The sequence below is a fragment of the Agrococcus sp. ARC_14 genome (genome assembly GCF_022436485.1).
GTDB lineage: Bacteria > Actinomycetota > Actinomycetes > Actinomycetales > Microbacteriaceae > Agrococcus.
On sequence record NZ_JAKUDO010000001.1, the window covers coordinates 1,629,241 to 1,654,129 of the forward strand.

The 24,889-nt window shown below is 67.5% G+C and carries 26 protein-coding genes and 1 tRNA gene; 20 read left to right on the plus strand and 7 right to left on the minus strand.

Going from position 1 to position 24,889, the window contains the following annotated elements; all coding sequences use genetic code 11:
* Positions 1 to 2 precede the first annotated feature (2 nt).
* Positions 3 to 434: a hypothetical protein gene (locus tag MKD51_RS08015; protein ID WP_240239802.1), complete on the minus strand. Its 432-nt coding sequence runs from the start codon at positions 432 to 434 to the stop codon at positions 3 to 5.
* 307 nt (positions 435 to 741) lie between these two features.
* Here MKD51_RS08015 and MKD51_RS08020 point away from each other — a divergent pair, with 307 nt between their 5' ends.
* From MKD51_RS08020 to MKD51_RS08060, 9 genes are all read left to right on the plus strand, one after another.
* The gene (locus MKD51_RS08020) at positions 742 to 1,830 is read left to right on the plus strand and encodes an ImmA/IrrE family metallo-endopeptidase (protein ID WP_240239803.1); all 1,089 of its coding nucleotides are present in this window, start codon (positions 742 to 744) and stop codon (positions 1,828 to 1,830) included.
* Entirely contained in the window at positions 1,830 to 2,777 is a 948-nt protein-coding gene (locus MKD51_RS08025; protein WP_240239804.1) for a bifunctional DNA primase/polymerase, read from the plus strand. Before MKD51_RS08020 ends, MKD51_RS08025 begins: the two co-directional genes overlap by 1 nt.
* Positions 2,777 to 3,463 carry a helix-turn-helix domain-containing protein gene (locus MKD51_RS08030; protein ID WP_240239805.1) on the plus strand — a complete coding sequence of 229 codons (687 nt, stop codon included), beginning with the start codon at positions 2,777 to 2,779 and terminating at the stop codon, positions 3,461 to 3,463. Before MKD51_RS08025 ends, MKD51_RS08030 begins: the two co-directional genes overlap by 1 nt.
* Positions 3,460 to 3,864, plus strand: a complete 405-nt coding sequence (locus MKD51_RS08035; protein ID WP_240239806.1) for a hypothetical protein — start codon at positions 3,460 to 3,462, stop codon at positions 3,862 to 3,864. Before MKD51_RS08030 ends, MKD51_RS08035 begins: the two co-directional genes overlap by 4 nt.
* Positions 3,865 to 3,957: 93 nt before the next feature.
* Positions 3,958 to 4,851: a hypothetical protein gene (locus tag MKD51_RS08040; protein ID WP_240239807.1), complete on the plus strand. Its 894-nt coding sequence runs from the start codon at positions 3,958 to 3,960 to the stop codon at positions 4,849 to 4,851.
* The gene (locus MKD51_RS08045; RefSeq protein WP_240239808.1) at positions 4,848 to 5,849 is read left to right on the plus strand and encodes a ParB N-terminal domain-containing protein; all 1,002 of its coding nucleotides are present in this window, start codon (positions 4,848 to 4,850) and stop codon (positions 5,847 to 5,849) included. The genes MKD51_RS08040 and MKD51_RS08045 overlap by 4 nt, the downstream gene beginning before the upstream one ends.
* A gap of 10 nt (positions 5,850 to 5,859) precedes the next feature.
* Positions 5,860 to 6,573, plus strand: a complete 714-nt coding sequence (locus MKD51_RS08050; protein WP_240239809.1) for a hypothetical protein — start codon at positions 5,860 to 5,862, stop codon at positions 6,571 to 6,573.
* 12 nt (positions 6,574 to 6,585) lie between these two features.
* Complete coding sequence (locus MKD51_RS08055) at positions 6,586 to 8,196, plus strand: M23 family metallopeptidase (RefSeq protein ID WP_240239810.1); 1,611 nt, start codon at positions 6,586 to 6,588, stop codon at positions 8,194 to 8,196.
* A 6-nt stretch (positions 8,197 to 8,202) separates the two neighbouring features.
* Positions 8,203 to 8,469 (plus strand): DUF6112 family protein, encoded by a 267-nt coding sequence (locus MKD51_RS08060; protein WP_240239811.1) that lies wholly within the window; start codon positions 8,203 to 8,205, stop codon positions 8,467 to 8,469.
* Positions 8,470 to 8,483: 14 nt separating this feature from the next.
* Here MKD51_RS08060 and MKD51_RS08065 read toward each other — a convergent pair whose 3' ends face one another.
* On the minus strand, positions 8,484 to 9,350 hold the full coding sequence (locus tag MKD51_RS08065) for a TIGR02391 family protein (protein ID WP_240239812.1): 867 nt from the start codon (positions 9,348 to 9,350) through the stop codon (positions 8,484 to 8,486).
* A gap of 162 nt (positions 9,351 to 9,512) precedes the next feature.
* Here MKD51_RS08065 and MKD51_RS08070 point away from each other — a divergent pair, with 162 nt between their 5' ends.
* From MKD51_RS08070 to MKD51_RS08080, 3 genes are read left to right on the plus strand one after another with little or no spacing between them, the layout of a single operon-like run.
* Positions 9,513 to 9,833: a DUF6112 family protein gene (locus MKD51_RS08070; RefSeq protein ID WP_240239813.1), complete on the plus strand. Its 321-nt coding sequence runs from the start codon at positions 9,513 to 9,515 to the stop codon at positions 9,831 to 9,833.
* A gap of 30 nt (positions 9,834 to 9,863) precedes the next feature.
* Positions 9,864 to 11,219 (plus strand): conjugal transfer protein TrbL, encoded by a 1,356-nt coding sequence (locus tag MKD51_RS08075; RefSeq protein WP_240240881.1) that lies wholly within the window; start codon positions 9,864 to 9,866, stop codon positions 11,217 to 11,219.
* Positions 11,220 to 11,222: 3 nt separating this feature from the next.
* Positions 11,223 to 12,692, plus strand: coding sequence for a PrgI family protein (locus MKD51_RS08080; protein WP_240239814.1), 1,470 nt, complete (start codon positions 11,223 to 11,225; stop codon positions 12,690 to 12,692).
* Positions 12,693 to 12,695: 3 nt separating this feature from the next.
* Here MKD51_RS08080 and MKD51_RS08085 read toward each other — a convergent pair whose 3' ends face one another.
* Positions 12,696 to 13,553 (minus strand): DUF4062 domain-containing protein, encoded by an 858-nt coding sequence (locus MKD51_RS08085; RefSeq protein WP_240239815.1) that lies wholly within the window; start codon positions 13,551 to 13,553, stop codon positions 12,696 to 12,698.
* A gap of 84 nt (positions 13,554 to 13,637) precedes the next feature.
* On the opposite strand from MKD51_RS08085, the gene MKD51_RS08090 reads away from it, so the two are divergent.
* The 7 genes from MKD51_RS08090 to MKD51_RS08120 all read left to right on the plus strand — a co-directional run bounded on the left by MKD51_RS08090 (position 13,638) and on the right by MKD51_RS08120 (position 21,433).
* Positions 13,638 to 14,468: a hypothetical protein gene (locus MKD51_RS08090; RefSeq protein WP_240239816.1), complete on the plus strand. Its 831-nt coding sequence runs from the start codon at positions 13,638 to 13,640 to the stop codon at positions 14,466 to 14,468.
* Positions 14,465 to 15,949, plus strand: coding sequence for an ATP-binding protein (locus MKD51_RS08095; RefSeq protein ID WP_240239817.1), 1,485 nt, complete (start codon positions 14,465 to 14,467; stop codon positions 15,947 to 15,949). The genes MKD51_RS08090 and MKD51_RS08095 overlap by 4 nt, the downstream gene beginning before the upstream one ends.
* Before the next feature lie 11 nt (positions 15,950 to 15,960).
* A complete protein-coding gene (locus MKD51_RS08100; RefSeq protein WP_240239818.1) occupies positions 15,961 to 16,497 on the plus strand; it encodes a hypothetical protein in 537 nt (178 codons plus the stop codon).
* Positions 16,494 to 18,269 (plus strand): type IV secretory system conjugative DNA transfer family protein, encoded by a 1,776-nt coding sequence (locus tag MKD51_RS08105; protein WP_240239819.1) that lies wholly within the window; start codon positions 16,494 to 16,496, stop codon positions 18,267 to 18,269. Before MKD51_RS08100 ends, MKD51_RS08105 begins: the two co-directional genes overlap by 4 nt.
* A gap of 83 nt (positions 18,270 to 18,352) precedes the next feature.
* Positions 18,353 to 18,790: a single-stranded DNA-binding protein gene (locus MKD51_RS08110; protein WP_240239820.1), complete on the plus strand. Its 438-nt coding sequence runs from the start codon at positions 18,353 to 18,355 to the stop codon at positions 18,788 to 18,790.
* Positions 18,787 to 19,365, plus strand: a complete 579-nt coding sequence (locus tag MKD51_RS08115; RefSeq protein WP_240239821.1) for a hypothetical protein — start codon at positions 18,787 to 18,789, stop codon at positions 19,363 to 19,365. The genes MKD51_RS08110 and MKD51_RS08115 overlap by 4 nt, the downstream gene beginning before the upstream one ends.
* Positions 19,366 to 19,753: 388 nt before the next feature.
* Positions 19,754 to 21,433, plus strand: a complete 1,680-nt coding sequence (locus MKD51_RS08120) for a recombinase family protein (RefSeq protein WP_240239822.1) — start codon at positions 19,754 to 19,756, stop codon at positions 21,431 to 21,433.
* Here the strand turns inward: MKD51_RS08120 and MKD51_RS08125 are convergent.
* The 3 genes from MKD51_RS08125 to MKD51_RS08135 all read right to left on the minus strand — a co-directional run bounded on the left by MKD51_RS08125 (position 21,426) and on the right by MKD51_RS08135 (position 22,905).
* A tRNA-His gene (locus MKD51_RS08125) sits at positions 21,426 to 21,501 on the minus strand. The genes MKD51_RS08120 and MKD51_RS08125 overlap by 8 nt on opposite strands.
* 66 nt (positions 21,502 to 21,567) lie before the next feature.
* Positions 21,568 to 22,191 (minus strand): oligoribonuclease, encoded by a 624-nt coding sequence (gene orn / locus MKD51_RS08130; RefSeq protein WP_346986700.1) that lies wholly within the window; start codon positions 22,189 to 22,191, stop codon positions 21,568 to 21,570.
* 72 nt (positions 22,192 to 22,263) lie between these two features.
* Positions 22,264 to 22,905: an HAD family hydrolase gene (locus MKD51_RS08135; protein WP_240239823.1), complete on the minus strand. Its 642-nt coding sequence runs from the start codon at positions 22,903 to 22,905 to the stop codon at positions 22,264 to 22,266.
* Between the two features lie 113 nt (positions 22,906 to 23,018).
* On the opposite strand from MKD51_RS08135, the gene MKD51_RS08140 reads away from it, so the two are divergent.
* Positions 23,019 to 24,299 (plus strand): Nramp family divalent metal transporter, encoded by a 1,281-nt coding sequence (locus MKD51_RS08140; protein ID WP_240239824.1) that lies wholly within the window; start codon positions 23,019 to 23,021, stop codon positions 24,297 to 24,299.
* Here the strand turns inward: MKD51_RS08140 and MKD51_RS08145 are convergent, their stop codons facing one another.
* On the minus strand, positions 24,300 to 24,821 hold the full coding sequence (locus tag MKD51_RS08145; RefSeq protein ID WP_240239825.1) for a pyridoxamine 5'-phosphate oxidase family protein: 522 nt from the start codon (positions 24,819 to 24,821) through the stop codon (positions 24,300 to 24,302).
* Between the last annotated feature and the right edge of the window lie 68 nt (positions 24,822 to 24,889).

The following is a 24,889-nucleotide window of genomic DNA, read 5'->3' on the forward strand; positions in this document are numbered from 1 at the left end:
CGTCAGTGCTCGGGTATGTGCGCCATTTCCTCATCCAGGAACGTGCTGATGGCTTGGAGTGCTTTCGGCGAGATGTCCCCGAGTGTGCGGGCGGCGAAGGACTTCACCTTCGCTGCGCGCATCGAACGAACTAGGTCGAGCTGAGCGGAGACCTTCTCGGGGGTCGCTGCGCCGTCCTCGCCCATCAGGAAGGCGGTATCTACATCGAAGAACGCCGCCAGCCCCTTGAAGAGGGCAGGGTCTTGGACGTAGCGGTGGCCGTTGACCATGTAGGTCCATCGCGACCGCGACAGGTTGGCGCCGCGTTCCTTGAGGTAGTCCGCAATCTGTGAGTAGGTGGGTTCGGAGCCGGACTCGGCGACGGCAACGTCCATCAAGAGCCGCAGACGCTTGGCAAGGTCTTCAGCCGCAGCCTGGCTCTCGTCTTCGGTCATGGTCTGCCCCTTCCCTTCGCGACGGGCAAGGCATCGAGGTACCGCACCTCAGAGGGTGGTTGTGCATGCTCAAACATACTCGTTGAGCATGCACAAGTCAACGGTTGCGCATGCTCAACAGCCGGTGCTAGAACGGGACCCTCGGACCCATTGAGCATGCTCAACATGCTCCGCAAAGTCGGCTCACGCTGTCTCAAGGAGGCGAACGGTGTCCAACTTACGGGACCGCCACGGGAGCTCGCGCCCACCTGGCAGGTGTACAGCCGCGCGCACGCGCGTCGTGGCACACCGAAGAGGAGGCCGGAGCATGGCATCGACACTGGACGCCCGCGCCGCGCGCGACGCGAAGCTAGACGAGCTGCACGAGAAGCTGACCGCGGCGGTCGAGTCGCTGGTGACGGGCGACCACTGGCGGCAGGCGCTGGCCTTCGCAGCGCGTTTCCGCAGCCGATCATTCAACAACACGCTGCTGATCTGGGTGCAGCACCAGGCGGCATTCGACGCAGGCCGGGTGCCGGAACCGTTTCCGACTCTGGTCGCCGGCTACCGCCAGTGGCAGGGAGTCGGCCGACAGGTGGTGAAGGGCCAAGCCGGGTACATGATCTTCGCGCCGGTGACGGGTCGGTTTGCTACGACGACACCTGGCGATGCAGGCTCGTGGCGACGGTTGGGGCCGCGGGAGAAGCCGAAGGCGGGCGAGGTCGTGCGCTCGCGGATGATCGGCGCGCGACCCGCCTACGTGTGGGATGCATCCCAGACCGACGGCGACCCGCTGCCGACCCTGCCCTCGCCGGTATTGCTGGAAGGTGAGGCTGCATCTGGCCTGTGGGACGGGCTCGCGGGACAGATTCGCGGTGCAGGGTTCGAGGTGCTGTGGGTGCCGCACGAGGGGATGATGTCGGGGGCGAACGGCCTCACCGACTACAAGGCACGCACGGTCGCGGTCCGGGAGAACATGGACCCCGCCGCTCAGGTCAAGACACTCGCGCACGAGCTGGCGCACGTGCTGATGCACGATCCCGACGACGACGACGTCCGACAGCACCGCGGCATCCGCGAGGTCGAGGCCGAAAGCGTCGCGCTGATGATCGGTGCCGCGCACGGCATGGACACCACCGGGTACACGATCCCGTACGTCTCCACCTGGGCCGCCAGGGTAGACGGCCAAGAGCCCGCCAACGTGGTTCAAGCGACCGGCGAACGCGTGCGAAAGACCGTGCTGGCGATCCTCGACCAGCTCGACACACCCCAGGTGGGCGACGGCACCCCGCCCGGACTCGAACGTGACGCCGCGGTGCGTTCACCCGCGAGGCCCACGCAGGCGGCCACGGTGTCGTCGTTGGCTGAATCGGACCGTCCCTCAGGGGTGCCGGTGCTGGCAGGGCGGGAGCTGTGATGACCGAGCCGCCGGATTTCACCAGGGCGCTGCTCCGCGCAAGTGGAGCAGCGACGCTGGCGGTCGCCGCCCGCAATCTGGCGCTGGCAGGAGTGCCGGTGTTTCCGTGCGCGCCGGATGGGAAACAGCCGATCACCCCGCACGGGTTCCGCGACGCGACCACCCGCGTGGCGGAGGTCGCGACGTGGTGGTCGCGGACCCCCGAGGCGAACCTGGGTGTCCCGACCGGCGGCACCTCCGGGATGGTCGTGGTGGATGTCGACGTGCATGGCCGCGCCGATGGGCGGATCGCGTTCGACCGCGCCAACCGCGCTGGACTGGTCGGCGGATGGGCGCTTCTGGTGCGGACTCCGTCGGGAGGGTTGCACGCCTTCTACGCTGCGACGCCGGGCGTCGAACAACGGTCGTGGCAGGCTGCCGCTGCCGGTGTCGATTTCCGGGGTGACGGCGGCTACATCATCGTGCCGCCCTCGGAGCGGGTCATCGACGACGTGCCGACTCGATACGAAGTGGTGAGGGCCAGCGCTGATCGCGCCAATGTTGATGCGGCCGGGCTGCGAGAGTTCCTTGATCCTCGCCTCGAACCCGCCACCCTTCGCACGGGCGTCGAGGTCCAAGGGACCGATGTTGCGCGACTGGCGGCATGGGTCGCCGGGCGGGGTGAGGGCGAACGGAACCGAAGCCTGTTCTGGGCGGCATGCCGCCTCGCGGAGAACGGCGTACCCACCTCCGATGCGCTCGATGTCCTCACCACTGCCGCAAGCCAAGCAGGGCTCAGCGAGCGAGAGATCACCACGACGGTGCGCTCCGCCTATCGCCTCGTTCCGCCCGCACCCCGTTCGCCGTCGCATCCGGACCCGCCGACAAGTGGCGTGCGTTCGGCGGGGTGGTTCGAGCGGCAACGCAACCCGCCGCCGGTCGCGTCCCAGCGAGGGCGGGACTTGTGATGCGCGCCGCGGATGGGCGAAGGTGGGCGGTCGTGACGGCGGCGGCCGGGACGGTGTTCATCGCCGCCGGCGCGTTCTGGCTGTCGTTCACGTCGCTGGCCGACCTCGCCGCCCGCTCGGGGATCGGCGCCGGGCAGGCGTGGGCCTGGCCGCTGATCGTGGACGGCATCATCGTCGTCGCTACGGTCGCCGTCGTCGCACTGGCCGGGCAACGTTCTGCCTGGTACCCGTGGGCTCTCCTGGTCGGCGGCGCCCTCGTCTCGGTTACCGCCAACGCCATCCACGCCGTCGTTGCCGCGGACGCCGACGTACCGGGCGTGCTCGCGGCCTCCGTCGCGGCAGTGCCGCCCGTCGTGCTGCTCGCCATCACCCACTTGACCGTGATCCTCACTCGACCAGCCGGAACCGACACCGACCGACCCGCTGGTGCGTCGTTCTCGACGGTCATTGCGGATGCCTTGCCGGCGCTACCAACTGCTGATCCACAACCGCCTGCTCGCGGCGCGACGGCGACGGTCGTGGATCGCAGAGCTCTGGGGTCGGAGTTGCGCGAGGCGGGTTGGTCGAACAAGCGGATCGCCCGCGAACTCGGAGTGCATCCCTCGACGGTCGGCCGCTGGTTCGCCATCGCGCACCTGGCTGACACCAACGACACCTCCGACGAGCGGAAAGAGACAACCCCATGAACACCGCCGACACCCCGCAGCAGAATGGCGCCACTGAGCCCGATCTGGCTCGTCAGGTACCCCACGAGCCGCGCGAGCGTCACGAATCCGTCGAGGCAACGAGCACTCCGGAGGCGGTACGGGTTGCGCAGGTCGCCCGTGACGACAAGCATCACGCGATCGTTCGCGGCAGGGGCGTGGAGTGGGTGCGCCCGACCGACTTGATCGCTCGTCACTCGGCGCACGCGGCCGGTCGAGGTCTCGACTTCCAGGCCGAATTGGCGCGCCGCACCCGGACCCCGATTGGTGCCGGAGCACGTCGTCTCGGGGATCGTCCCCGCCGGTTGCCGCCGATCTCGGCGTTCGGGCGCAGCAGCGCACCCTCGTCTCAGCCGTCCCGGCCCGGGGTCTCGATGAGCTGACGGTGGTGACAGGTCATGGCCCCGCCGGCATCGGCAAGCAGGACGCACTCGTGGGAGCGAGTGCGCACCTGCCTGTCAGGAGGTACCGACACCGTGACCACATCCACCAGCACCAGCACCAGCACCGAGCAGACGGCCCACAGGCCTGAGGACTTCACCACCAGCGAAGGCCTTCGTGCCCTGCTCAACCGTCTTTACGTGGGAGGCGAGGACGCCTGGGTTCACGACCCGGTGGCACGCGACCTGATGGAGTTCGCCGCCGACAAGTACCGAGCCCTGGCACGCAAGCACAAGCTCGACACCTGGGAGGCGGTCGCTGCCGCATTCGACGCGATGCGGTACCGCTCGACCCGCGAAGCCAACGATCCGTGGGCGATCATCACCCACGCCGTCCGGATCACCTGCGTCTACGAGGAACGTGCCCAAGGCCTGCTCTGCTCGGTACACCAGGCCCGCCGCGCGCACGTCTCGGCGTTCCACGACCCCGAAAGGTTTTCAGAACGCGACACCGCGCTTACCGACTACCATCCCGCGTTCCACAGCACCGACGCCCATCCCAGCGACTTCGACGCTGGGCCGCGCGAGGGTCTCGGCTCGGCCCAGGCCTGCATGTCCGCCGGCTCGGCGGCCGAGGACGCCATCGCGATGTTGTGCCTGCTCAACTGGCCGCCCGACGCTGCCCGGGCGTCGGTGGAGCACGTGTGTGGCGCGTTGATGAAGGCCGGCACACGTCAATCCGCCTACGAGGCGCTACGCCGGGACCGTCACGCGCGGGCACTGCTCGATCTGCCGCGCCGCTCCTGGACCGCCCTGCTCAAGGCACTGCTCGGCAACCCGCACCCGGCGTACGCGGCGACCAGGAGCGGACGAGGCGTCCTGCTGCGACTACTGCTCGGCGAGACCCTCGACCTGCTGTTGCGCGACGACGATCTGATCCTCGCCCTCGCACTGGCCGCGCCGAGCGGCGGAGGCGGTGAGGCGTCGTGACCGAGCCACAGATCGGCAGCATCCAACTCGACCGGGCCGTCGATTCGATCATCGTGGGGCACCGACACCGCGCCGACCTCGGCGACATCGACGCGTTGGCCGCGTCCATCGAACGCGACGGACTGCTGCAACCCCTCACGATCACCATCGATGGCGTGCTCGTATGCGGGGCACGTCGCCTCGCCGCGATCAAGAGGCTCGGCTGGCGCACCGTCAACGTGTGGGTACGCAGCGGCCTGTCCGACCGGCTCGGGCAACTCTTCGCCGAGCAGGACGACAACGTGCTCCACAAGCCCTACACCCAGCTCGAAGCCGCTGGCTTGTACCGCGAACTCAAGCGGGTCATGGCCGAAGACGCCGCCCGACGCCAGACCGCCACACAGTTCAGCAGCGAGAACCAGCCAGGGATAAACGGTGCGGGAAAATTTCCCACACCGTCACGCACCCCGCACGGACGTGCCCACGAACAGGCCGCCGCGATGGTCCCCGGAGGAGCGTCCTACAAGACGATGGACAAGATCGGCTACCTCGAAGACGTCGCCAACGACCCCGCTCAACCCGAGACGCTGCGCACCGAGGCCGCCGCTGGGCTGGAGCGGATCGAGGCCGGCGATCCGGTGCATTCGATCTATCAAGCGATCCGCGAGGCCGATGCCATTGCCCGTCAGCGCCTCGAGGCCGAGCTTCAGGCTCGCGCTGAGGCGGCCGTGGCCCACGCGAAGTCGGTCAAGAAGGGCAAGCGGACGCCGCCACGGCTACTGCCCATCGTCGCCAACGAGGGTCAGCCGGTGCGATACCCAGTGCGCGCGTTCATCCAGACCTGGGGCGAGCTGACCAACTGGTGGACCCACTACGACACCGACGCACTGGCCAACGAGCTGACCCAAGGGCAGTTCGAGAGCTTCCTCGAAACAGCTGAAGGCACCGCCCGGGTCGCCGACGAACTCCGTTCAGCTCGCCAAGCCACGGGTGAAGGCCCACACCTGCGCGCACTCTGACCGAGGGCGGATGCCGGGTGCGCACCTGCTCAGCATGAGCCCTGCAGCCTCTGATCCCCGTACTCGACGACGCACCGTTGCACTCATCGCCGCCGGCGTCGTGCTGCTGCTCCTCGCCGGAGTCGGCATCTACGGACTCCTCACAGGCCCACGCACAACGCTGAACACCGACCCGGACTCGGAGCCTGGCCGGGCCGCCACGACACCAACCTCGCCGCCAACCGCGCCCAAGCCGCCGCACGTTGCTTCCGTCCCGCGCTCCGCCGATCCAGAGACCTTCGCTCAAGGCGTCGCCGCCACGCTGTTCGCCTGGGACACCGCCTCAGGTCGGTGGCCGCTCGACTACACCTCGGCGATCCTCGCGGTCGGTGACCCCAGCGGAGACGAACAAGCCGGGCTCGCCTCCGATGTCGCCGCGTACCTGCCGAACCGGGAGGCTTGGATCGAGCTGCGGCAGTACGCCACCCGCCAGCACCTCACCATCGACGCTGCACACGTTCCCGCAGCCTGGGCCGACGCGGTAGAGCAGGCGCAACCGGGGCAACTCGCGCCAGGCACGACCGCCATCACGATCGAGGGCACCCGCCACCGCGCAGGGGTATGGAACGGCCAATCGGTCACCAGCGAGCATCCCGTGGCCTTCACCGTGTTCGTCGTCTGCGCACCGACCTATCCCACCTGCCATCTGCTTCGGCTCTCGCAGCTCGACAATCCGCTGCGCTGAAGGGATGGCGTCGTGTTCCGCAAAGTCGCCTTCGCAGCACTGGCGCTGCTGTTCTTCGGACCCGCCGCAGGACTGCTCAGCATCGGAGTGCTGATGAACCCCGCCGCCGCCCACTGCGCCACACCGAGCGGCGCTTTTGCTCTTGGCCCTGTCCCGGATTCGCTCACCGCAACCACCGCGGACGGCGAGACCTTCACCCTGGGCCGTCAGCAGCTCACGCACGCCGCAACGATCATCACCATCGGCGACGGCGTCGACGACGTAGGCCGGCTGGGAGTCAAGATCGCGCTGATGGCCGCCCTCACCGAGTCCACACTGCGCATGCTCACCAACACCGGCGCCTACCCCGAGTCCGCGAAGTACCCGAACGACGGCAACGGTGGCGACTACGACTCGCTCGGGCTGTTCCAGATGCGACCGCAATCGGGATGGGGCACCGTCGCCGAACTCATGGACCCCACCTACCAGGCCCGAGCGTTCTTCGGCGGACCGACCGGGCCGAACTATCCCTCGCCTCGCGGCCTGCTCGACCTCCCGGGCTGGCAACAGATGGACCCCGGCGAAGCCGCTCAAGCCGTCGAGGTCTCCGCCTACCCAGATCGATACCGCAACTACGCACCCGTCGCCGACAGCATCCTCACCGCCCTCACCAACGGCGGCGGCACCGCTCTGGGCGTCGGTGGCCCAGCATCTTCGTCGTCGCGGGTGGTGTTCCCGCTGCCCGAGGGCACCTGGGTGCTGTCCTCGCCGTTCGGGATGCGCGTGCACCCGATCACCGGCGAACGGAAACTACACACCGGCACCGACCTCGCAGCAGCCGACGGTACACCGATCCTCGCCGCCGCTGACGGAACTGTCACCGTCGCGGAGTTCTCCGGCTGGTACGGCGGTCTCATCGTCATCGAGCACGCCATCGACGGCCAGACCGTCGCGACCGCCTACGCGCACATGTGGCAGACCGGCATCTACGTCCGCGCTGGCGACCGGGTGAGCGCCGGGCAACACATCGGCGATGTGGGCTCCTCCGGCATGAGCACCGGCGCACATCTCCACTTCGAGGTCCGGCCCGGCGGCACCAACGGCGAGGCCATCGACGCCGCAGCCTGGCTCAACCAGCACGGCGCCGCGAACCTCCCCACCGCGACCAGCGGATCACCGGCCGCTTGCAACAACGGCACTGCCGGCGCGCCGATCGGCGTCGATGGAGACCCCGACCGGCTCGTCGACGATCCCACCAGCTCAGGGCAGGTCACCGCCCGCCTGCTCCACCTCTACCAACAGACCCTCACTGCGTTCCCCGACACCGGCTGGGGCTGCTACTCACCCCGGCCCGGCACCGAGTCCGAGCACCCCCTCGGACGCGCCTGCGACATCGCCTTCGGCAACCAGATCGGACAACGCCCCACCGCGGTGCAACTCTACGCAGGCTGGAAGCTCACGCACTGGATGAAGGACAACGCCCAGGTCTTGGGGGTTCAGTACCTCATCTGGCAAGGCCAGATCTGGTCCGTCGACCGCGACGCAGACGGCTGGCGACCCTACAGCGGCGGCGGCATGCACGACCCCGCCTCGATCACCGGAGGCCACTACGACCACCTCCACGTCACCGTGAAAGGCGGGTGATCGACCATGGGCGTGTTCCCCGACTTCGACGGCCTCGGCGGCATCGGAGACCTCCGCGCGGTAGTCGGCGCACTCTTGACGTTCGTTCTCATCGTCGCCGTCTTGATGCTGATTCTGTCCGCGATCGTCTGGGCCATCGCGACGGCCCACGGCAACTACGCGGCCGCCAGCAAGGGCCGAACGGGCGTCCTCGTCGCACTCGGTGCCGCAGCGCTCGCCGGAGGTGGCGTGGCCTGGATGAACTGGCTACTCACAGTCGGATCGAGCTTGTAGCTGGAAGGTTGGCGTCATTGGTCCGAATCCTCCACCTCGGCGCTCGCTGTCTCGCACCGATCAAGCAACCGCGCGAAGTAGCTATAGGCCCCGAGGCGCTCCATTGCCTCTTGCTCAGACAGCTCGGTGCGCGTGTGCGTTGTCACGTTGCGGACTGTGAGGTTCAGACCGGTGGCCAGCGCGTTGAGGGCTTTTCCAAGCGGTTCGAGGCCACCGCGCATGCTCCTCACCGTCTTGTCGTCCGACGCTCCCGGCCAGTTGAGCTTCGGCTTGCCCGGTTCGGGTGCACCTGGTGAGAGCGTCTGCTGCCAGAAGACAGTGTCATCGACATCGTTTCTGCCGAGCCGCTCCTTCCAGTGGACCGTGAGGCCCTCGGCCGCCTCGCGAACTGCCACTCGGTACTGATGCATCGTCCAATGTGCGGACGCGCCCGCCCAGACCACCGGGTGAAACTGCGCGGGCGCGAAAGTCGGTAGCTCAGAGTCCGTGCGCGACTCTGCATCGACGATCATTGCGTCCAGCCTGCCCTTGACATTGGCGGTCGTCGTACGAATGTCTCGAGGCGCGATCGGAGCCTTGGGAGCGGCCATGAACGACCAGTTGGAGATCGGGTCGATCACTCCGATGCCCGCAATCGCAATATAGGCACCGCTTACCGACACTGCGCTCGCTGCCAAGCCGGCTGCCTCCGCAACACCGAGTTCGAGGCGTTGGACCTCGTTCTGATCCTGGCCTTCCTTAGTCCACACAGTCGGAAAGAGGCCGCGTGCAGACATGTGATCTGACTCGACCTGAGTGCTCATCCAGGCGTTGAACGCTTCCTCGAACTTCTCGACAGCGGCGCGTAAACGCCGGAGATAGTCCACCCCGTACTGACTCATCTTGCTTGCACCCCTCGATCCGGCGACCCCGTTCGGGCGAGCGACGCACAGACACCTCAAGGCTAGGGGGACCACCGACGAGGACGGTGACGAGGGCGCACCTGTCGCGTGTACCCGTTTGCGAGTTCGCAGGCGGGACGCTCGTCGCCAAGGAGATCCACCGTGCTCGATCTGCTCACTACCGCCATGTCCGCGCCGCTGATAGTGCCGATGGACATCAACATCGACCCGAACACCGACGGCCTGCCGGGGATCAATCAGCTGCGCACCATAGTCGGCGCGGTGATGACCATCGGCCTGATCCTGTCCGTGCTGGCGCTGATCGTCTCCGCGATTGTGTGGGGTTTCGGCGCGAACTCGTCGAACCCGCACCTCGCGTCGCGGGGGAAGATCGGCGTCCTGGTCTCCTGCGGCGCGGCGGTGATCTGCGGCGCGAGCGTGACGCTCATCAACTTCTTCTGGAACGTCGGCCAACAGGTCTGACCACGCCCACGTCGAGAGCTGGTGTTCGTGATGGGCGTGTGCGACGTTCCCGTGATCTCCTCGGTCTGCGATGCCGTCGGCGAAGGAGCCGCCTCTCTGGTCGCGGCACCGTTCGACTGGCTCGCGCAGGCGATGGGGGCTGCCGCCGGGTGGCTGTTCGAGGCGGTCTGGTCGGTGTTCGACACCACGACACTGGTGGATGTCACCAAGCCCGGCTACCTCGCCGTCTACAATTTGCTGTTCGGCATCGCAGTCTTCGTGATGCTCATCTTCTTCTGTATCCAACTCATCACCGGGCTGATCCGCCGTGACCCGGCCGCCCTTACCCGCGCCGCACTCGGACTCGCCAAGTCGGTGCTGGGATCGTTTGTCGTCATCACGCTCACGGCGCTCCTGCTGGAGGTCGTGGATCAGCTGTGCCTCGGGATCGTGCAGGCCGCCGGGGAGACCACCGGGTCGATGGGAGACAAGATCGCCCTCCTCGCCACCGGGCTGGTCGGGATCAACATCGCCGCCCCTGGCGTGGGAGCGATCATCACGATCTTCCTGGCCGGCCTCGCGATCGCCGCCGCCGCGATCGTGTGGCTGTCCCTCCTCGTCAGGAAGGCGCTGCTGCTGGTTACAGTCGTGTTCGCCCCGCTCGCGTTCAGCGGCGCATCGTGGGACGCGTCGCGCGGCTGGATCGGGAAGTGGGCGATGTTCGTCATTGCACTGATCTGCTCCAAGCTCGTACTAGTCGTCATGTTCCTGGTGGCAATCACCCAGGTCTCCGCACCGATCGACGCCGACCTGGCATCGATCAGCGACCCAATCGCGGGGATCGTTCTGATGGCGATGGCTGCGTTCGCGCCCTACCTGACGTACAAGTTCATCGCCTTCGTCGGGTTCGACATGTACCACGCGATCGGTTCCGAGCAAGACGCCAAGAACGCCCTCAACCGGCCCATCCCCATCCCAATTAAGCCGCAAGGCGGCGGAGACCGGAAGAAGGTGCTCGACGGGGCAAGCAGCAGCAGTGGCTCGGGCGGACCCTCCGGCAGTGAGAGCGGGACTCCACCGGCGGCGAAGGCCCTCGCACCTACATCCGCTGCGAGCGGGGGAGGGGCCGCAGCAAGCGGAGGCAGCGCAGGCGCAGCCGGTCCCGTGGCCGCGGGCGTGGTGGTCGGAGCGAGCGTAGCCAAGGGAGCCGCGACCGCCGGCCCGAAGGCCGGAACCGCACTGGGGGCCCAGGGCGAACGCGCCGCCGATGCAGCCGCGCAGACACCGCCACCGCCCGCAGCGCCACCCGCAGCACCGCCGGCGGCGGGCCCGGCCCGACGCCCGCCGAGCACCGACCTGTCACCGCCTCCACCGAACCAGCCCGCGCCACGCCCGCCGAAGGAGTAGACGTTGAGCAGCGCGAACAACGACCGGCAGACCGCGGGTGAGCTGGTGCCGGTGAAGTTCTCCCGGCTCACCCGCCGCGGCGTCCTCCTCGGGCTGTCGCTCACACAACTCATCACCCTCGCCATCGGCGGAGGCACACTGGTCGGAGCGCTATACGCCGGCGGAGCGATGCTGCTCGCCTACACCTCCCCAGTGTGGGTGCTCGCCGCCGCGCTGACGTGGATACCGGCCGCGGGCCGTCCGATAGTGGAGTGGCTGCCCGTGGCCGGCTGGTGGCTGTGGCGCACAACGGGTGGGCAGCTGCTTTACCGGCGCAGGATCGTTGTGCCGCGTCCGGTTGGCACGCTCGCACTGCCCGGCGACATGGCGAGACTGCGTGAGTACTCCGATCCCGACACCGGTGCCGGGATGATCCACGACCCCCACGCCGCCACCCTCACGGTGGTGTGCGGGTTCACGCACCCCGCGTTCGTGCTGCTCGATCCCGGTGAGCAGGAACGTCGTGTCACCTCCTGGGGCCGTGTCCTTGCGACGGTGTGCCGGTCCGGGCGCATCGGCACGCTGCAAGTCCTCGAACGCACCCTCCCAGACTCCGGCACCGGCCTGGCCGAATGGTGGGCCAATCACGGCACACACGACGGATCATGGGCGGCCGACACCTACGCCGAACTCATCGACCGTGCCGGGCCCGCCGGTGAGCGTCACGCCACGACGCTCTCGCTCAGCCTCGACACGAAGGCTAGTGCTCGGCAGATCAGGACCGCAGGCGGCGGCATTCGCGGTGCCGCCGCCGTCCTGCGGCAAGAGATGAACACCCTTGTCGCGGCGCTCCGCTCGGCCGACCTGTCACCCTCAGGATGGCTGACACCAGGACAGATCGCAGTGATGCTGCGCTCGGCCTACGATCCGGCTATCGCCGCCACCCTGGAACGCCACGGCGAACTCGGACAGTCGCTCGCCACCGCGGGTCCGGTCGCGGTCACCGAAACCTGGGGACGGCTACGCACCGACTCCGCCCACCACGCCGTGCTCTGGATCAGCGAGTGGCCCCGCTCGCTGGTCTATCCCGGTTTCCTCTCGCCGGTGCTGCTGTCCACCGGCATCCAGCGGAGCTTCTCGCTGATCTGCACCCCGATGCGCTCCGACCAAGCCGCCCGCGACATCCGCAAGAAGAAGGTCGAGCACATCTCCGACCAAGCCCAGCGAGCGAAGATCGGTCAGATCGAAGACGCCTCCCTAACCGCCGAATACCACGACGTCCTCCAGCAAGAAGCCGACCTGACCGCCGGCCACGGCATCCTGCGCTACACCGGACTCATCAGCGTGTCCGCGCCCACCGTGGAGGAACTCGACGCCGCCGTCGCCGCAATCGAGCAGGCCGCGATCCAGGCATCATGCGAAACCCGACTGCTCGTCGGGCAGCAAGCCGCTGCATTCTCTGCGGCTGCGCTTCCGCTCTGCCGCCCAGTGTGACTATCAGCCGACGTGGTAGTCCTGCTCTTTCGGCTCCCCATTCTCGATCCAGCGAATGCGGAGGATGTCAGGGTCGCCTCCACCCATGTGGTGAAAGACGTTGAGGCGGCGAGTCTGGCCGGCATGGATGACCGTGGGTGCATCGGCACCAGCCAGCATCATGCTGGAGTTGTCACCTGCCGATTCGAAGACGACATCCGTCGCGTCTTCGTCTCCCGCGTTGGTGATCTCGATCCAGTGGCGGTTCGAGTAGCAAGGCTTGCCCTTGTTGTCGAAGCTCTTGACTTCGCGCTCTTGCTGCGGCTGAGCTGAGAACCTCACTCCGCGAGGGGGTGACGACAAGACGGGCACCCCCAAGTCGAGTTGCGCGATGTCATACTCAATCGCCTTCCATACTTCGTGACCGAGCTGGGCAGTCGTGGCAAACTCACCGAGCAGCCCGCGTTGGCTGATCTCAGCGCGAAAATTTCGAAGCCCATCCAGCTGACGTGTGTCGACATCGTTCGGAAGCGCCGCTGTAGAAAAGTAGAGGTGAACCGGCTTCCCGCTGTCCACCGCGCGCGCAATCTCCTCGACGGTGCCCGACACCGCGTCTGGCGTCGGGGACCCAAGACGGCTACCGAACAGCGCAAAGACGATGTCGGACTCATCAACTCCCTGTGAGTTGATGAGTGACTGCGGGTGCCCACCGAGCACCGGTACGGACGACGTCTCCCATCGCCAAGGAAGCAGCACCACTTGCTTGTTCTTGGCGTTCGCATTGTTCCAGTCGTTGATGGCCGCCTCTACGGCATCGCGGGCGTCGGGGATGTCCGATGGAGAGGCGATCATGACGCGCAGCACGGAGGCGGTGAAACCCATGCCTTAAGGGTATGGGGGAGCACTGACATAGGGCCTGGGGGCGCACCTGCCTGGTGATTCAGTTGCTCGCTCCCGGAGGTCGCTATGCCTACGTTCTTCGATCCGACCGCCGACGCCGCTGAGGCGTCCGAAGCGCTGCGCGGGCTGGCTCACGCGAGCCGGGGCTTCGATCAACCCGCTCAGATGTACGGGGTGATCGGTGATCTGTCCTCTGGTCTGCGCTCGTTGCGGCAGGTGCTCGACCAACTCGCCGGTGTTCACTCCCGCAAAGTCGCCCACGCGTTCAATGATGATGGCGACCACCAGGCAGGAGTTCGGGACGCGCTTGCCGCCGCGGAGGAGTTGCATCAGGCCGCGAACCTCGTCGACCGGGCTTACGACAGGCTCGCGGAAGGGTTCATCGCGGCCGGGCGAATCGCCTGGCACACCAGCCCTGCCCTCGAGGATGCCGCGCAGTCGCGGTGGGTCAGCGTGGTCTTCCTCCAGGGCGATGAGGCTGACCGACCGTTGCGCATCCTTGGCGAGCTGGGACACGTCGATGCAGTGGACTATCTCGCGCAGTGGGATTACGGAGACGAGACCACGCAGGCCGCATTGGAGAACGGGTACATCTACAACGTGCCCGGCGAGGGCGCCAACGATCGAGTTGTGACGTCCGGCGAGTACGCGCTGGTCGTCAATCCGCACATCGGCTACGTCTCGCTCCTGCGCCGCTACACCGAGCCCGTCTTCGAGCCGCAGGAACCTGAGCCAGCCGCGCCGTCGCCGACGCAGGGTGGCCCGGAGCTGCTGGTGTCGTACTCGTCGCCGGGCGCTCCGAAGCAGACCGACATGCCGGCGTCGAAGCCGGATGGGTCGTGGTTCGAGCCGGCCAAGATCACGGCGGTCAAGCAGGCGCGGGGGCTGGGACTGTGACCCAGGATCGGGAGCGGCTGCACACCGCCGTCCTTCTGGCACCGTCGAACGAGCGGCGAAAGCTCCGCAAGCAGCGCCGAAAGGCGGAAGCGCGACTGCACGCCGAGCAACGCAAGGCCGAACTCGATACCGCCAAAGCCAAGGCTGAGCGGGAGCGTGCCGAGCGACGGGCGACGGTCTACCTACCGAAGGCAGGCGAGTCCGGGCCGGCCCAGCTGCGGACACCAGGCAGGTTCCGCCTGACCCGGCATCAGGACACGTCCGCGACGCTGGCGGGCGCGTACCCCTTCGTCGCCGAGGGTGGTCTCGGAGCCGACGGTGTCTTCGTTGGCCAGGACCTCTACTCGGGCGGCAGTTTCGTCTACGACCCGTGGGTGCTCTACGCGCGCGGAGTCATCACGGCCCCGAACGTGGTGCTGGCCGGGATCGTTGGTTCCGGAAAGTCCAGCCTCGCCAAGTCCCTCTACACCCGCTCGCTGCCCTTCGGGCGGCGCGTGTACGTGCCCGGCGATCCCAAGGGGGAGCACACCGCAGTCGCCAACGCTGTCGGTGGCCGGGCCATCGTGCTTGGTCACGGCCTGAACACCCGCCTGAACCCGCTCGATGAAGGTCATCGGCCCGCTGGTCTCTCGGGCGAGCAATGGGCCTCCACGGTTGCTGCCCGTCGCCGTGACCTGATCGGTGCGCTGGCAGAGACGGTGCTGGGGCGGGGCTTGTCGCCGTTGGAGCACACCGCGATCGACATTGCCCTGGCCCAGACTGTGCGGGAGAACGACGTGCCGATCCTGCCGATGGTCGTCGATCACGTCCTGACCCCCAGCTCCGATGCTGACGGCAGGCTGGCCGAGGACGGTCGTCTCGTTGGCCATGCGCTGCGTCGACTGGTCGCGGGTGACCTGGCGGGACTGTTCGACGGCCCCTCGACGGTTGCGTTCGACCCCAGCCTGCCGATGATCACACTCGACTTGTCTCGTGTCACGGAGAACTCGACCCTCATCAGCGTTCTGATGACGTGCTCGTCGGCGTGGATGGAGTCCGCGCTGCTCGACCCGAACGGCGGGCAGCGGTGGGTGATCTACGACGAGGCGTGGCAGCTGATGTCCCATCCGGCGCTGTTGCGCCGGATGGACGCTCACTGGCGACTCGCTCGTCACTACGGGATTGCGAACATGCTGATCTTCCACAAGCTCACCGACCTGGACAACGTAGGCGATCAAGGCTCCGCCATGCGCTCGCTGGCGAACTCGCTGCTGGCAAATGCGGAGACGCGGATCGTGTATCGGCAAGAGTCCGACCAGCTCGGGCCGACCGCGACCGCGCTGGGCCTGACTGGCACCGAAAAGCACCTTCTGCCGAACCTCGGGGTCGGGCAGGGCTTGTGGCGTATCAAGGCCAGGAGCTTCGTTTGCCAGCACCAACTCCACCCGGCCGAACTCGCGTTGTTCGACACCAGCAGTCGCGCGGCTGGAGGTCACCGATGAACCTCCCAAGCATGCACCGCTTCAGTCCGGACGACGAAGGGGTCGAGGCGGCGGTCGAGTTGCTGCATGTCCTCGTCACCGTCGCCGAGGACGGAACACTCACCGCAACGGTCGATGGAACACCGTTTCCGTCACCGGCCGCGACCGCCTGGACGCGCGCGACGTTCGGCCCGCTCATGGACGCCATCACGAGGGACCGCACAGTCGCGGTCCGAGTGGAGGTGCGCGAGCCTGACGGGACCGTGTTCACCGACATCATCCGCGCCCGCCAGCCCCAACGCGCCGCAGCCCCACCTGACGCGTCGACATCGGAGACGCGCCGGACTGGCCATGCGCGCGGTGTGCCGCGCTTGATGGAGGTCACCGCGCGCGGATTCATCCCTGGCGAGAATGTCGCAGTCGCGACGATCGTCTGCCACACCAACGCCACCGAAAGCGGAGAAGCCCGCGCGCTCATCGACCTCGACACTCTCCCCGACGGTTCGGGGCAGGAAGCCATCCTGCTTGGCCGTATCTCAGGAACGCTCGCGGTGCGGCGGATGACATGAACGAGCGGCAGACCGGGAGCATGGGCGACGAACTGACCAACGCCGCCCTCTTCGGTCTGGTCGGCATGTTGGGCATCGCTCTCGTCCTCCGTGCCGCTGGCAGCGTCACCGCGTTCCTGACCGCTGCGCCGCAGCCCGATGCCGGCCCGGCCGCGGGCCTCGCCGTCCTGTTCAACCCCGCCGATCCCGCCTCCGCGCTCGGGACCGACGGGCTCAACCCAGTCGCATACTGGCTGGTCAGCGTGGGACTGCTCGGCGGACTCGCCGTCGGGATCGTGTGGGTCTGGCGCATGCTGCGTAATCACACGCGGAAGACCGAGACCGATCCGCATCGACTTGCCGGCGTCGCGACCAACCATGAGGTCAAGGTCGCGGCGTCAGCGAAGGCGCTGCTGCGGCGCGCCCCAACGCTGCGACCGTCACTCGAATCACCGACACCGCAGGACGTCGGCTACCTGCTGGGGTCAAGCCGCGGCACCAAGGTGTGGGCATCGGTAGAGGACTCGATCCTGCTGATCGGCCCGCCCCGCTCCGGCAAAGGCCTGCACGTCGTCATCAACGCGATCCTCGACGCCCCCGGTGCCGTCGTCACCACCAGCACCCGGCCGGACAACCTCACCGCCACCCTGAAAGCCCGGCAACGGCGAGGCGGGCCGGTCGCCGTTTTCGACCCCCAACGCCTGGCCGAGCGCATACCCGCCGGACTGCGGTGGTCACCGATACGTGGATGCCACGATCCGCTGACCGCGATGATCCGCGCCAACGGGTTCGCCGCAGCCACCGGCCTAAGCGCTGGAGGTGTCGAGTCCGGCGGATTCTGGGAAGGCAAGACCCGCACCGCACTCCAGAGCTTGCTGCACGCCGCTGCACTCGACGGCAGGGCACCGGCCGAGCTGTTCAGGTGGACCCTCGACCCCAGTGCCGCGTCGGAGGCTGTCGCGATCCTCGCCTCACATCCGAACGCAGCGCTGGGCTGGGACGACTCCCTGGGCGCGATGATTGACGCCGACCCCAAGACCCGCGACAGCATCTGGCAGGGCGTCTCCCTCGCACTCGCGGCGCTGGCCGACCCCCGCGTGCTCGATGCGGTCACGCCCGCCCCAGATGAGCACTTCGATCCCGAAACCTTCCTCACCGAGGAGGGCACCCTCCACCTCCTCGCCACGGGGGCCGGAGCGGGTGCCTCCGCCGCGCTGGTCGCGGCGTTCGTCGAAGACCTCATTGAGACCGCCCGCAGCCTGGCCGCCCGCTCACCCGGAGCGCGGCTCGACCCGCCTCTGCTGCTCGCGCTCGACGAGATCGGCAACCTCGCGCCGCTGCCGTCCCTTCCGACGCTTATGGCCGAAGGTGGCGGCACCGGGATCACGACACTGCCCGTCTTGCAGTCGCTCGCTCAGGCTCGTGACCGGTGGAGCGAACATCAAGCAGGTGCGATCTGGGATGCCAGCATCGTGAAGATCATCCTTGGGGGCGCGTCCAACAGTCGCGACCTTCAAGACCTCGCCACTCTGATCGGTGAGCGCGACGAGTACACCGACAGTGTGACTCTCGGCGACCGCGGCACCCGCTCCAACCAGCGCTCTATCCGCCGCATCCCGATCCTGCCGCCAGACCGCATCCGCAGGCTGCCGTTCGGCACCGGCATCACCTTGCTGCGCTCCGCACCGCCCATCGTCACCGACCTGCGCGCCTGGCCGACCCGGCCTGACGCCGCACAGCTCCGAAGGGATCGAGACGAACTCGAAGCACTCCTGCGCAATCCGACTCCCTGAGGACGGCGCCGGGGTGCCGGAGCGCACCTGCCTGACACAGCGACCACATTCAGCTGGTCGTCGGAGATCAGGAGGAAGACATTATGGCCGTTCGCACACACCAGTCCATCTCTGGCTTCGTTGCCTCGGAACCGCAGCTCAGCCGTACCGAGCGTGGCGACGCGCGCCTCTACATGAAGGTCGGCATCGAGCACTACCGCAAGGAGCCGGACAACAGCTTCACTCAGCTCGAGACCACCTTCCACGATCTAATCGCCTATCGCGGTGCCGCAGAACAGGGAGCCGAGCGGCTGGCGAAGGGCGACAACATCATCGCCGACGGACGGGTCCGCGACTACTCGTACGAACGCAACGGCCAGCGCTACGACGGCGAGGAGTTCATCGCGACGCGTATCGGCCACGACCTGGCCCGCACCCGCTACGAGGTGGACCGCAGCGGGCGCACTGCCGGCCGCGAAGCCACACCCTTCGCATCCCCGCAGCACTCCGCGCCGTCCAGTGCGGCTGCGATCGTAATGTGAGCGATCCCGTCATGACCGATCAGTTCCTCCCCGAGCATGACGACATGCCGCCCGAGGGAGGGGCGTCGCCAACCCGATTCGACGTGCCGGAGCCGCCGCATCCGGTCAACTGGAATCTCCTCACGGCCAACGACCTTGAAGCAGAGTTGCTCGAACTGAACCGCTGGGTGGACTGGCTCCGGCATGCCTACGGACTCCCGGCCAGTGTCGTGCCGCCGTACTGGCACCGCCACACCGAACTCCTCTGGGAGCTGTCCGCGCTGCATCTCCACTGGTTGTGCGCCTACGACCCGGAGCAGAACGGTTCCGCGCCGCTCGGCTGGCACCGTGACTTCGCGGATACCCGTGCTCGGCTTCGTGACTGGACAGCGGCCTGCGGTACCCGGCTCGACAGGGACCGCCCGACACGTCAGACGAGCTGGCCGGGCGAAGACCCCGCACAGCCGGTCGAAGAGTCGTCGATCACGGACCGTGACGAGGACTTCGTGCGGTTCGTCCTTGATGAGGTTGCCGCGCGGCAAGAAGCAGAGGATGCCTTCTTCGCGGCTGCAGATCCGGAGAACGGCGAGGTGTGAATCGTGGCGCGCCGCTATGTGCGGAAGACCGGGCAGCGTCAGCAGAGCGAGCGCGAGCTGACGATCCGCGCTGACTTCCACGAGCCACCCGACCTGGACAAGCTCAGCGAACTACTGATTCGCATGGCACTCCAGCAGTCCGGGTCGTGTCGCTCGGGTGACGCGCCAGGACCGAAGCGCCCTCGTGCCTCCGGGCGGAGGTCGTCGTAGAATGAGCCCATCCGCCGCGGATGGCGGATGTTGTGGTCCTAGCGCTTCGTCGTCTCGACGAGGCAAAGTCAACGTGGCCGTCTTGGCCTGGTCCTTCAGCCTTCGGGCTCTTCTCACGATCAACATCCGCCGTCACATCAGTCCGCGTCGGCAGGCCCAGCGACTGTGGAGAAGAGCCATGACTTTCATCGACACGGACCGCACCGCGATCGACAGCCTCGTTGCGCCGACACCCTTCCCCGGAGCGATCGCAGTCTCGTACTTGCGGGTCTCTACGAAGGAACAGGCGGAGAAGGGCGGCAACGCCGAAGGCTTCTCGATCCCGGCGCAACGGGAGGCGAACCAACGCAAGGCCGATCAGATTGGCGCGACGATCGTCGAGGAGTTCGTCGACGCTGGGGAGTCCGCGCGCAAGGCGGACCGGCCCGCACTCAAGCGGATGATCCACTACGTCACCCAGCACAAGACCAACTACTGCATCGTCCACAAGGTCGACCGGCTCGCCCGCAACCGTGCCGACGACGTGACCATCCATCTGGCACTCAAGGACGCGGGCGTCACGCTCGTGTCGGCGACCGAGAACATCGACGAGACGCCCTCGGGAATGCTGCTGCACGGAATCATGTCCTCGATCGCCGAGTTCTACTCACGCAACCTCGCCACCGAGGTCGTCAAGGGTTTGTCGCAGAAGGCAGCGCAGGGCGGCACAGTGACGAAGGCACCCATCGGCTACCGCAACGTCGGCGTGCGAGACGAGTTCGGACGGGAAGTCCGTACCGTCGAGACCGACGGTGAACGAGCGCCGCTGGTCCGGTGGGCGTTCCTGGTGTTCGCTTCCGGCGACTGGACGACAAGCCAGCTCCACCAAGAGCTCGTGGCGCGCGGACTGTCCAGTGCGGCGACGCCACGACGGCCATCCCGGCCCATCGCCAAGTCATCTGTGCACCGGATGCTGACGAACCCCTACTACAAGGGCAGCGTGCGGTACCAGGGTGTCACCTACGCCGGAGTGCACGAGGCGATCGTCCCCAACGAGGTGTGGGACCAGGTTCAGACTGTGCTCGGCACTCACCGCTCGGCGGCGGACGCGACCCAAGTGCATGAGCACTACTTGAAGGGGACAGTTTTCTGCGGGCAGTGCGGGTCGCGTTTGCTGGTGTGCAACGCGAAGAGCAGCCAGGGCACGATCTACCCGTACTTCGTGTGCGCAAGTCGGCATGGGGGCAGGAGCGACTGCACTCGGCAGGCGATGCTGATCGAGCACGTCGAGCGGCTCGTCGAGCGCTTCTACGCACGGGTTCAGATCAGTTCCGAGACGATGCAGGCACTGTCGTCGATGCTGCATGCCAAGTTCGACCAGATGATGTCCGAGGGAGCAGCCGAGTTGGCTGACCTTGCGACGCGCAGGACGCAGCTGGAAGGCGAACAGCAGAAGCTGCTTCAGGCCCACTACGCTGGCGCGATTCCTCTCGATCTCCTCAAGAAGGAGCAGGACCGGATCACGGCCTCGCTGGAGACGATCGCTCACCGGATCGCCGCGCACCACGGTCACTACGCGGAGGCGCGGGCGAATCTCGATGACTCGCTGGAGCTGCTGTCCAACGTCGCCGACATCTATGCCAACGCCGACGACGCGAACCGCCGGCTCTGCAACCAGGCGCTGTTCAAGGCGATCTACGTCGACGAGGACAACGACGTGCGCGTCGGGTACCGGTCTCCATACGACGGACTGAGCGGCGCCGACTTGCAGGCCGACGCTCTCACCTGGGCCGCCGAGGCGAAGAGAGAGGGCCAGGTGCGAACTTCCTCCAAGGGTGGTCCCTTGGTCGAAAGTTCACACCTGACCCGTCTGGGGTGAGTAACGGGACTTGAACCCGCGACATCCGCCACCACAAGGCGGCGCTCTACCAGCTGAGCTATACCCACCATGTGCGCTCGAAGCGCAACCAGGACAGTGTACGACATCCTGCGGCCGAATGCCGCATCGAGCGCTCAGCCCGGAAGATGCGTGCCGAAGCCCTCCACGACCTTCGCCGAGATCTGCTGCAGCTCCTCGCTCGCACGCCCCGGTGCATCCGTGAAGACCGCGGCGCGGTAGTAGCGCAGCTCGCGGATCGACTCCAGGATGTCGGCGAGCGCGCGGTGGCCCCCCGCCTTCGCCGGGCTCTGGAAGTAGGCGCGCGGGAACCAGCGGCGCGAGAGCTCCTTGATGCTGGAGACGTCGATCGATCGGTAGTGCAGGAAGCCGTCGAGCGCCGGCATGTAGCGGGCCAGGAACATGCGGTCGGTGCCGATCGTGTTGCCGCCCAGCGGCGCGGTGCGCTCGAGCGGCACGAAGCGCTGCACGTACTCGAGCACCTGCAGCTCGGCCTCTGCGAGGCTCACGCCGTTCGGGATCTCGACGTCGAGGCCGCTCGTCGCGTGCATCTGCCGGACGAAGTCGTTCATCTGCTCGAGCGATTCGTCAGAGGGCTTGATCACGACCTGCATGCCGGGCTCGAGCACCTCGAGCTCGAAGTCGGTGACGACGACCGCGATCTCGACGAGCTCGTCGACCTGCGGGTCGAGTCCCGTCATCTCGCAGTCGATCCAGACGATCCGATCACTCACAGCCACGGATGGAGTCTATGCGGCGTGGCGGATCGGCGCTCCGCTCACGCCGATACCGCGCTCAGCCTGGCGCCGGGCTCAGCCCAGTGCCGCGAACAGCTCTCCGTGGTCGACGTCGGCGAGGGTGCCGAACGTGCGCGCTGCCGGAACCGGCGACTCGATCAGTTGCGTCGTCAGGAACCACAGCTGCGCGCCCGCCGCGGTCGCCGATCGCGCGCCAGGCCCGGAGTCCTCGAAGGCGATGCACGCGGATGCATCGGCACCGAGCCGGTGCATCGCGGTCGCGTAGGGCTCAGGGTCGGGCTTGTCGCGCTGCACGTCATCGCGCGTGATGGCGAACCGCAGCGCGCCGGCGGGTGCGCTGTCCAGGAGCGCTCGCGCGTTCGCGCGGCTCGCATTGGTGACGAGCGCGGCGGGGATGCCGTCGGCGCCAACACGCTCGAGCAGCGCGAGGCTGCCTGGCAGCCATGGCACGTCCTCTCGCACACGCTCAGCCACAGCCTGTGCGACCGTCGCGATGATCGTCTCGCCGTCCAGCGCCATGCCGCGCTCGCGCATCCGCGCTGCCCATTCCGCCATGGGCCGCCCCGTCGTCCAGTGGGCGTCCTCGGCGGTCCACACGATGCGGTGCTGGCGTGCCAAGGCGCGCATCTCCTCGTGCCACATCGGCTCGGAGTCGATGAGCGTGCCGTCCATGTCGAACAGGAGTGCGCCGGTCATGGCCCCAGCCTGCCACGGGAGCGGATGTCTGTAGATTTGCCGAACACGCCGTTCTGCATGCACACGCGGGCACGGCTCGGACGACGCAGCGACCGACGACACGAGGAAGTGACATGGCCGACACCAGCACTGGCAGCACCGGCACACCGCGCAGATGGAGCATCATCGGCCCAGGCATCGTCGTGGCGGCGACCGGCGTCGGCGCCGGCGACCTCGTCGCGACGCTCGTCGCAGGATCGAACTACAACTACATCCTGCTCTGGGCAGTCATCGCCGGCACGATCTTCAAGATCGTGCTCGTCGAGGGCGCGGGCAGGTACTCGCTCGCGACCGGCAAGACGATCTTCGTCGGCTGGCGCTCCCTCGGCCGATGGACGACCTGGTACTTCGGGCCCTACATCGTGCTCTGGGGCTTCGTCTACGGCGCCACCGCGATGCTCTCGTCGGCACTCCCGCTGGCATCGATGATGCCGGCAGTGCCGCTGCAGGTGTGGGCGGTCCTCACCGGCCTGATCGGCTTCGCGCTCGTCTGGTGGGGCAAGTACTCGGTGGTCGAGAAGGTGATGGCGGTGCTCGTCGGCATCATGTTCGTCACCGTGGTCGGCGCCGCGATCATGACGCTGCCGAACCTGCTCGACATCCTCAGCGGTCTCGTGCCGATCATCCCCGAGGGAGGGCTCATCACGACTCTCGCGCTCGCCGGCGGCGTCGGCGGCACGATCACGCTCGCCGCCTACGGCTACTGGCTGCGCGAGAAGGGGTGGAGCGACGCATCATGGATGCGCGTCATGCGTCTGGACAACGCGGTCGCCTACGTGATCACGGGCATCTTCGTCATCGCGATGCTCATCGTCGGCGCAGAGCTGCTGTACTCGGCCAACCTGGCGATCTCGACGGGTGACGAAGGGCTGCTCGACCTCTCCAACGTGCTCGCAGAGCGCTATGGCGCCGTGTTCGGCATGGTCTTCCTGGTCGGGTTCTGGGCCTCGTCGTTCTCGTCGCTGATCGGCGTCTGGAACGGCGTGAGCCTGATGTTCGCCGACTTCCTCGGCACGCTCCGCAAGCTGGAGCCCGCCGACTCGCGCATGCGCGCGGGTGGCTCCTACTACCGGGCCTATGTGCTGTGGCTGACGTTCCCGCCGATGATCCTCGTCTTCCTCGGCAGGCCGATCGAGGTGATCCTCGCCTACGGCGTGCTTGGCTCGCTGTTCATGCCGTTCCTGGCGCTGACGCTGCTGGGGCTGCTCAACACCGATCGCACACCGCGCGAGTGGCGCAACCGCTGGTACACGAACGCGCTGCTGGGGCTGTGCGCGCTCGTGTTCGTGGTGCTGGGCGGCAACGAGCTCGTCAAGGCGATCACCGGCTACGTCACCGCGCTGCAGGGCGGCTGATCACCACCGGAACCGCGTCACATCCTGCGGGAACGAGAACCACGCGAGCACCCGCGAGGGCGTGACGACGCGCAGCCCGCCGCCATCGTCGCCGGCCCAGGCGTCGGCGGCGGGCGCGTAGCCGTCATCGTGGTACTTCGCGAACGCGACCGAGAGCCGCTCGCCGAGACCCGTGGCATCCGCTCTCGTCGCATGTGACTCGCCCTCGACGACCACGGCCTCCTTGCCGTCCTCGAGGGTGAGGGTGACGGATGGGTTGTGCTCGGCGTTTCGCGCATGCCGCGTCGCGGGGGAGCCGTCGTACCAGAATCGGCCGTCGACCCACACGCCCCAGCGCGGGATGGCGTGTGGGCGGCCGTCGGGGCGGACCGAGCCGAGCCAGTAGTGGTGCGACGCCTGCAGGCGCGACTCGACCTCGGCCCATTCGAGCAGCCCCGAGTCGTCGTCCGGGAGACCGTAGCCCTCGGGCAGTACCGGGCGGTCGCGGCGGGGCGCGGGCATGGGGGTGAGATCGGTGAGCATGCCGACAGAGTGGCGTGGGCCGCCCACATGCACCAGACGTGCGTCACGATCGCGCGGGGCGGCAGGCG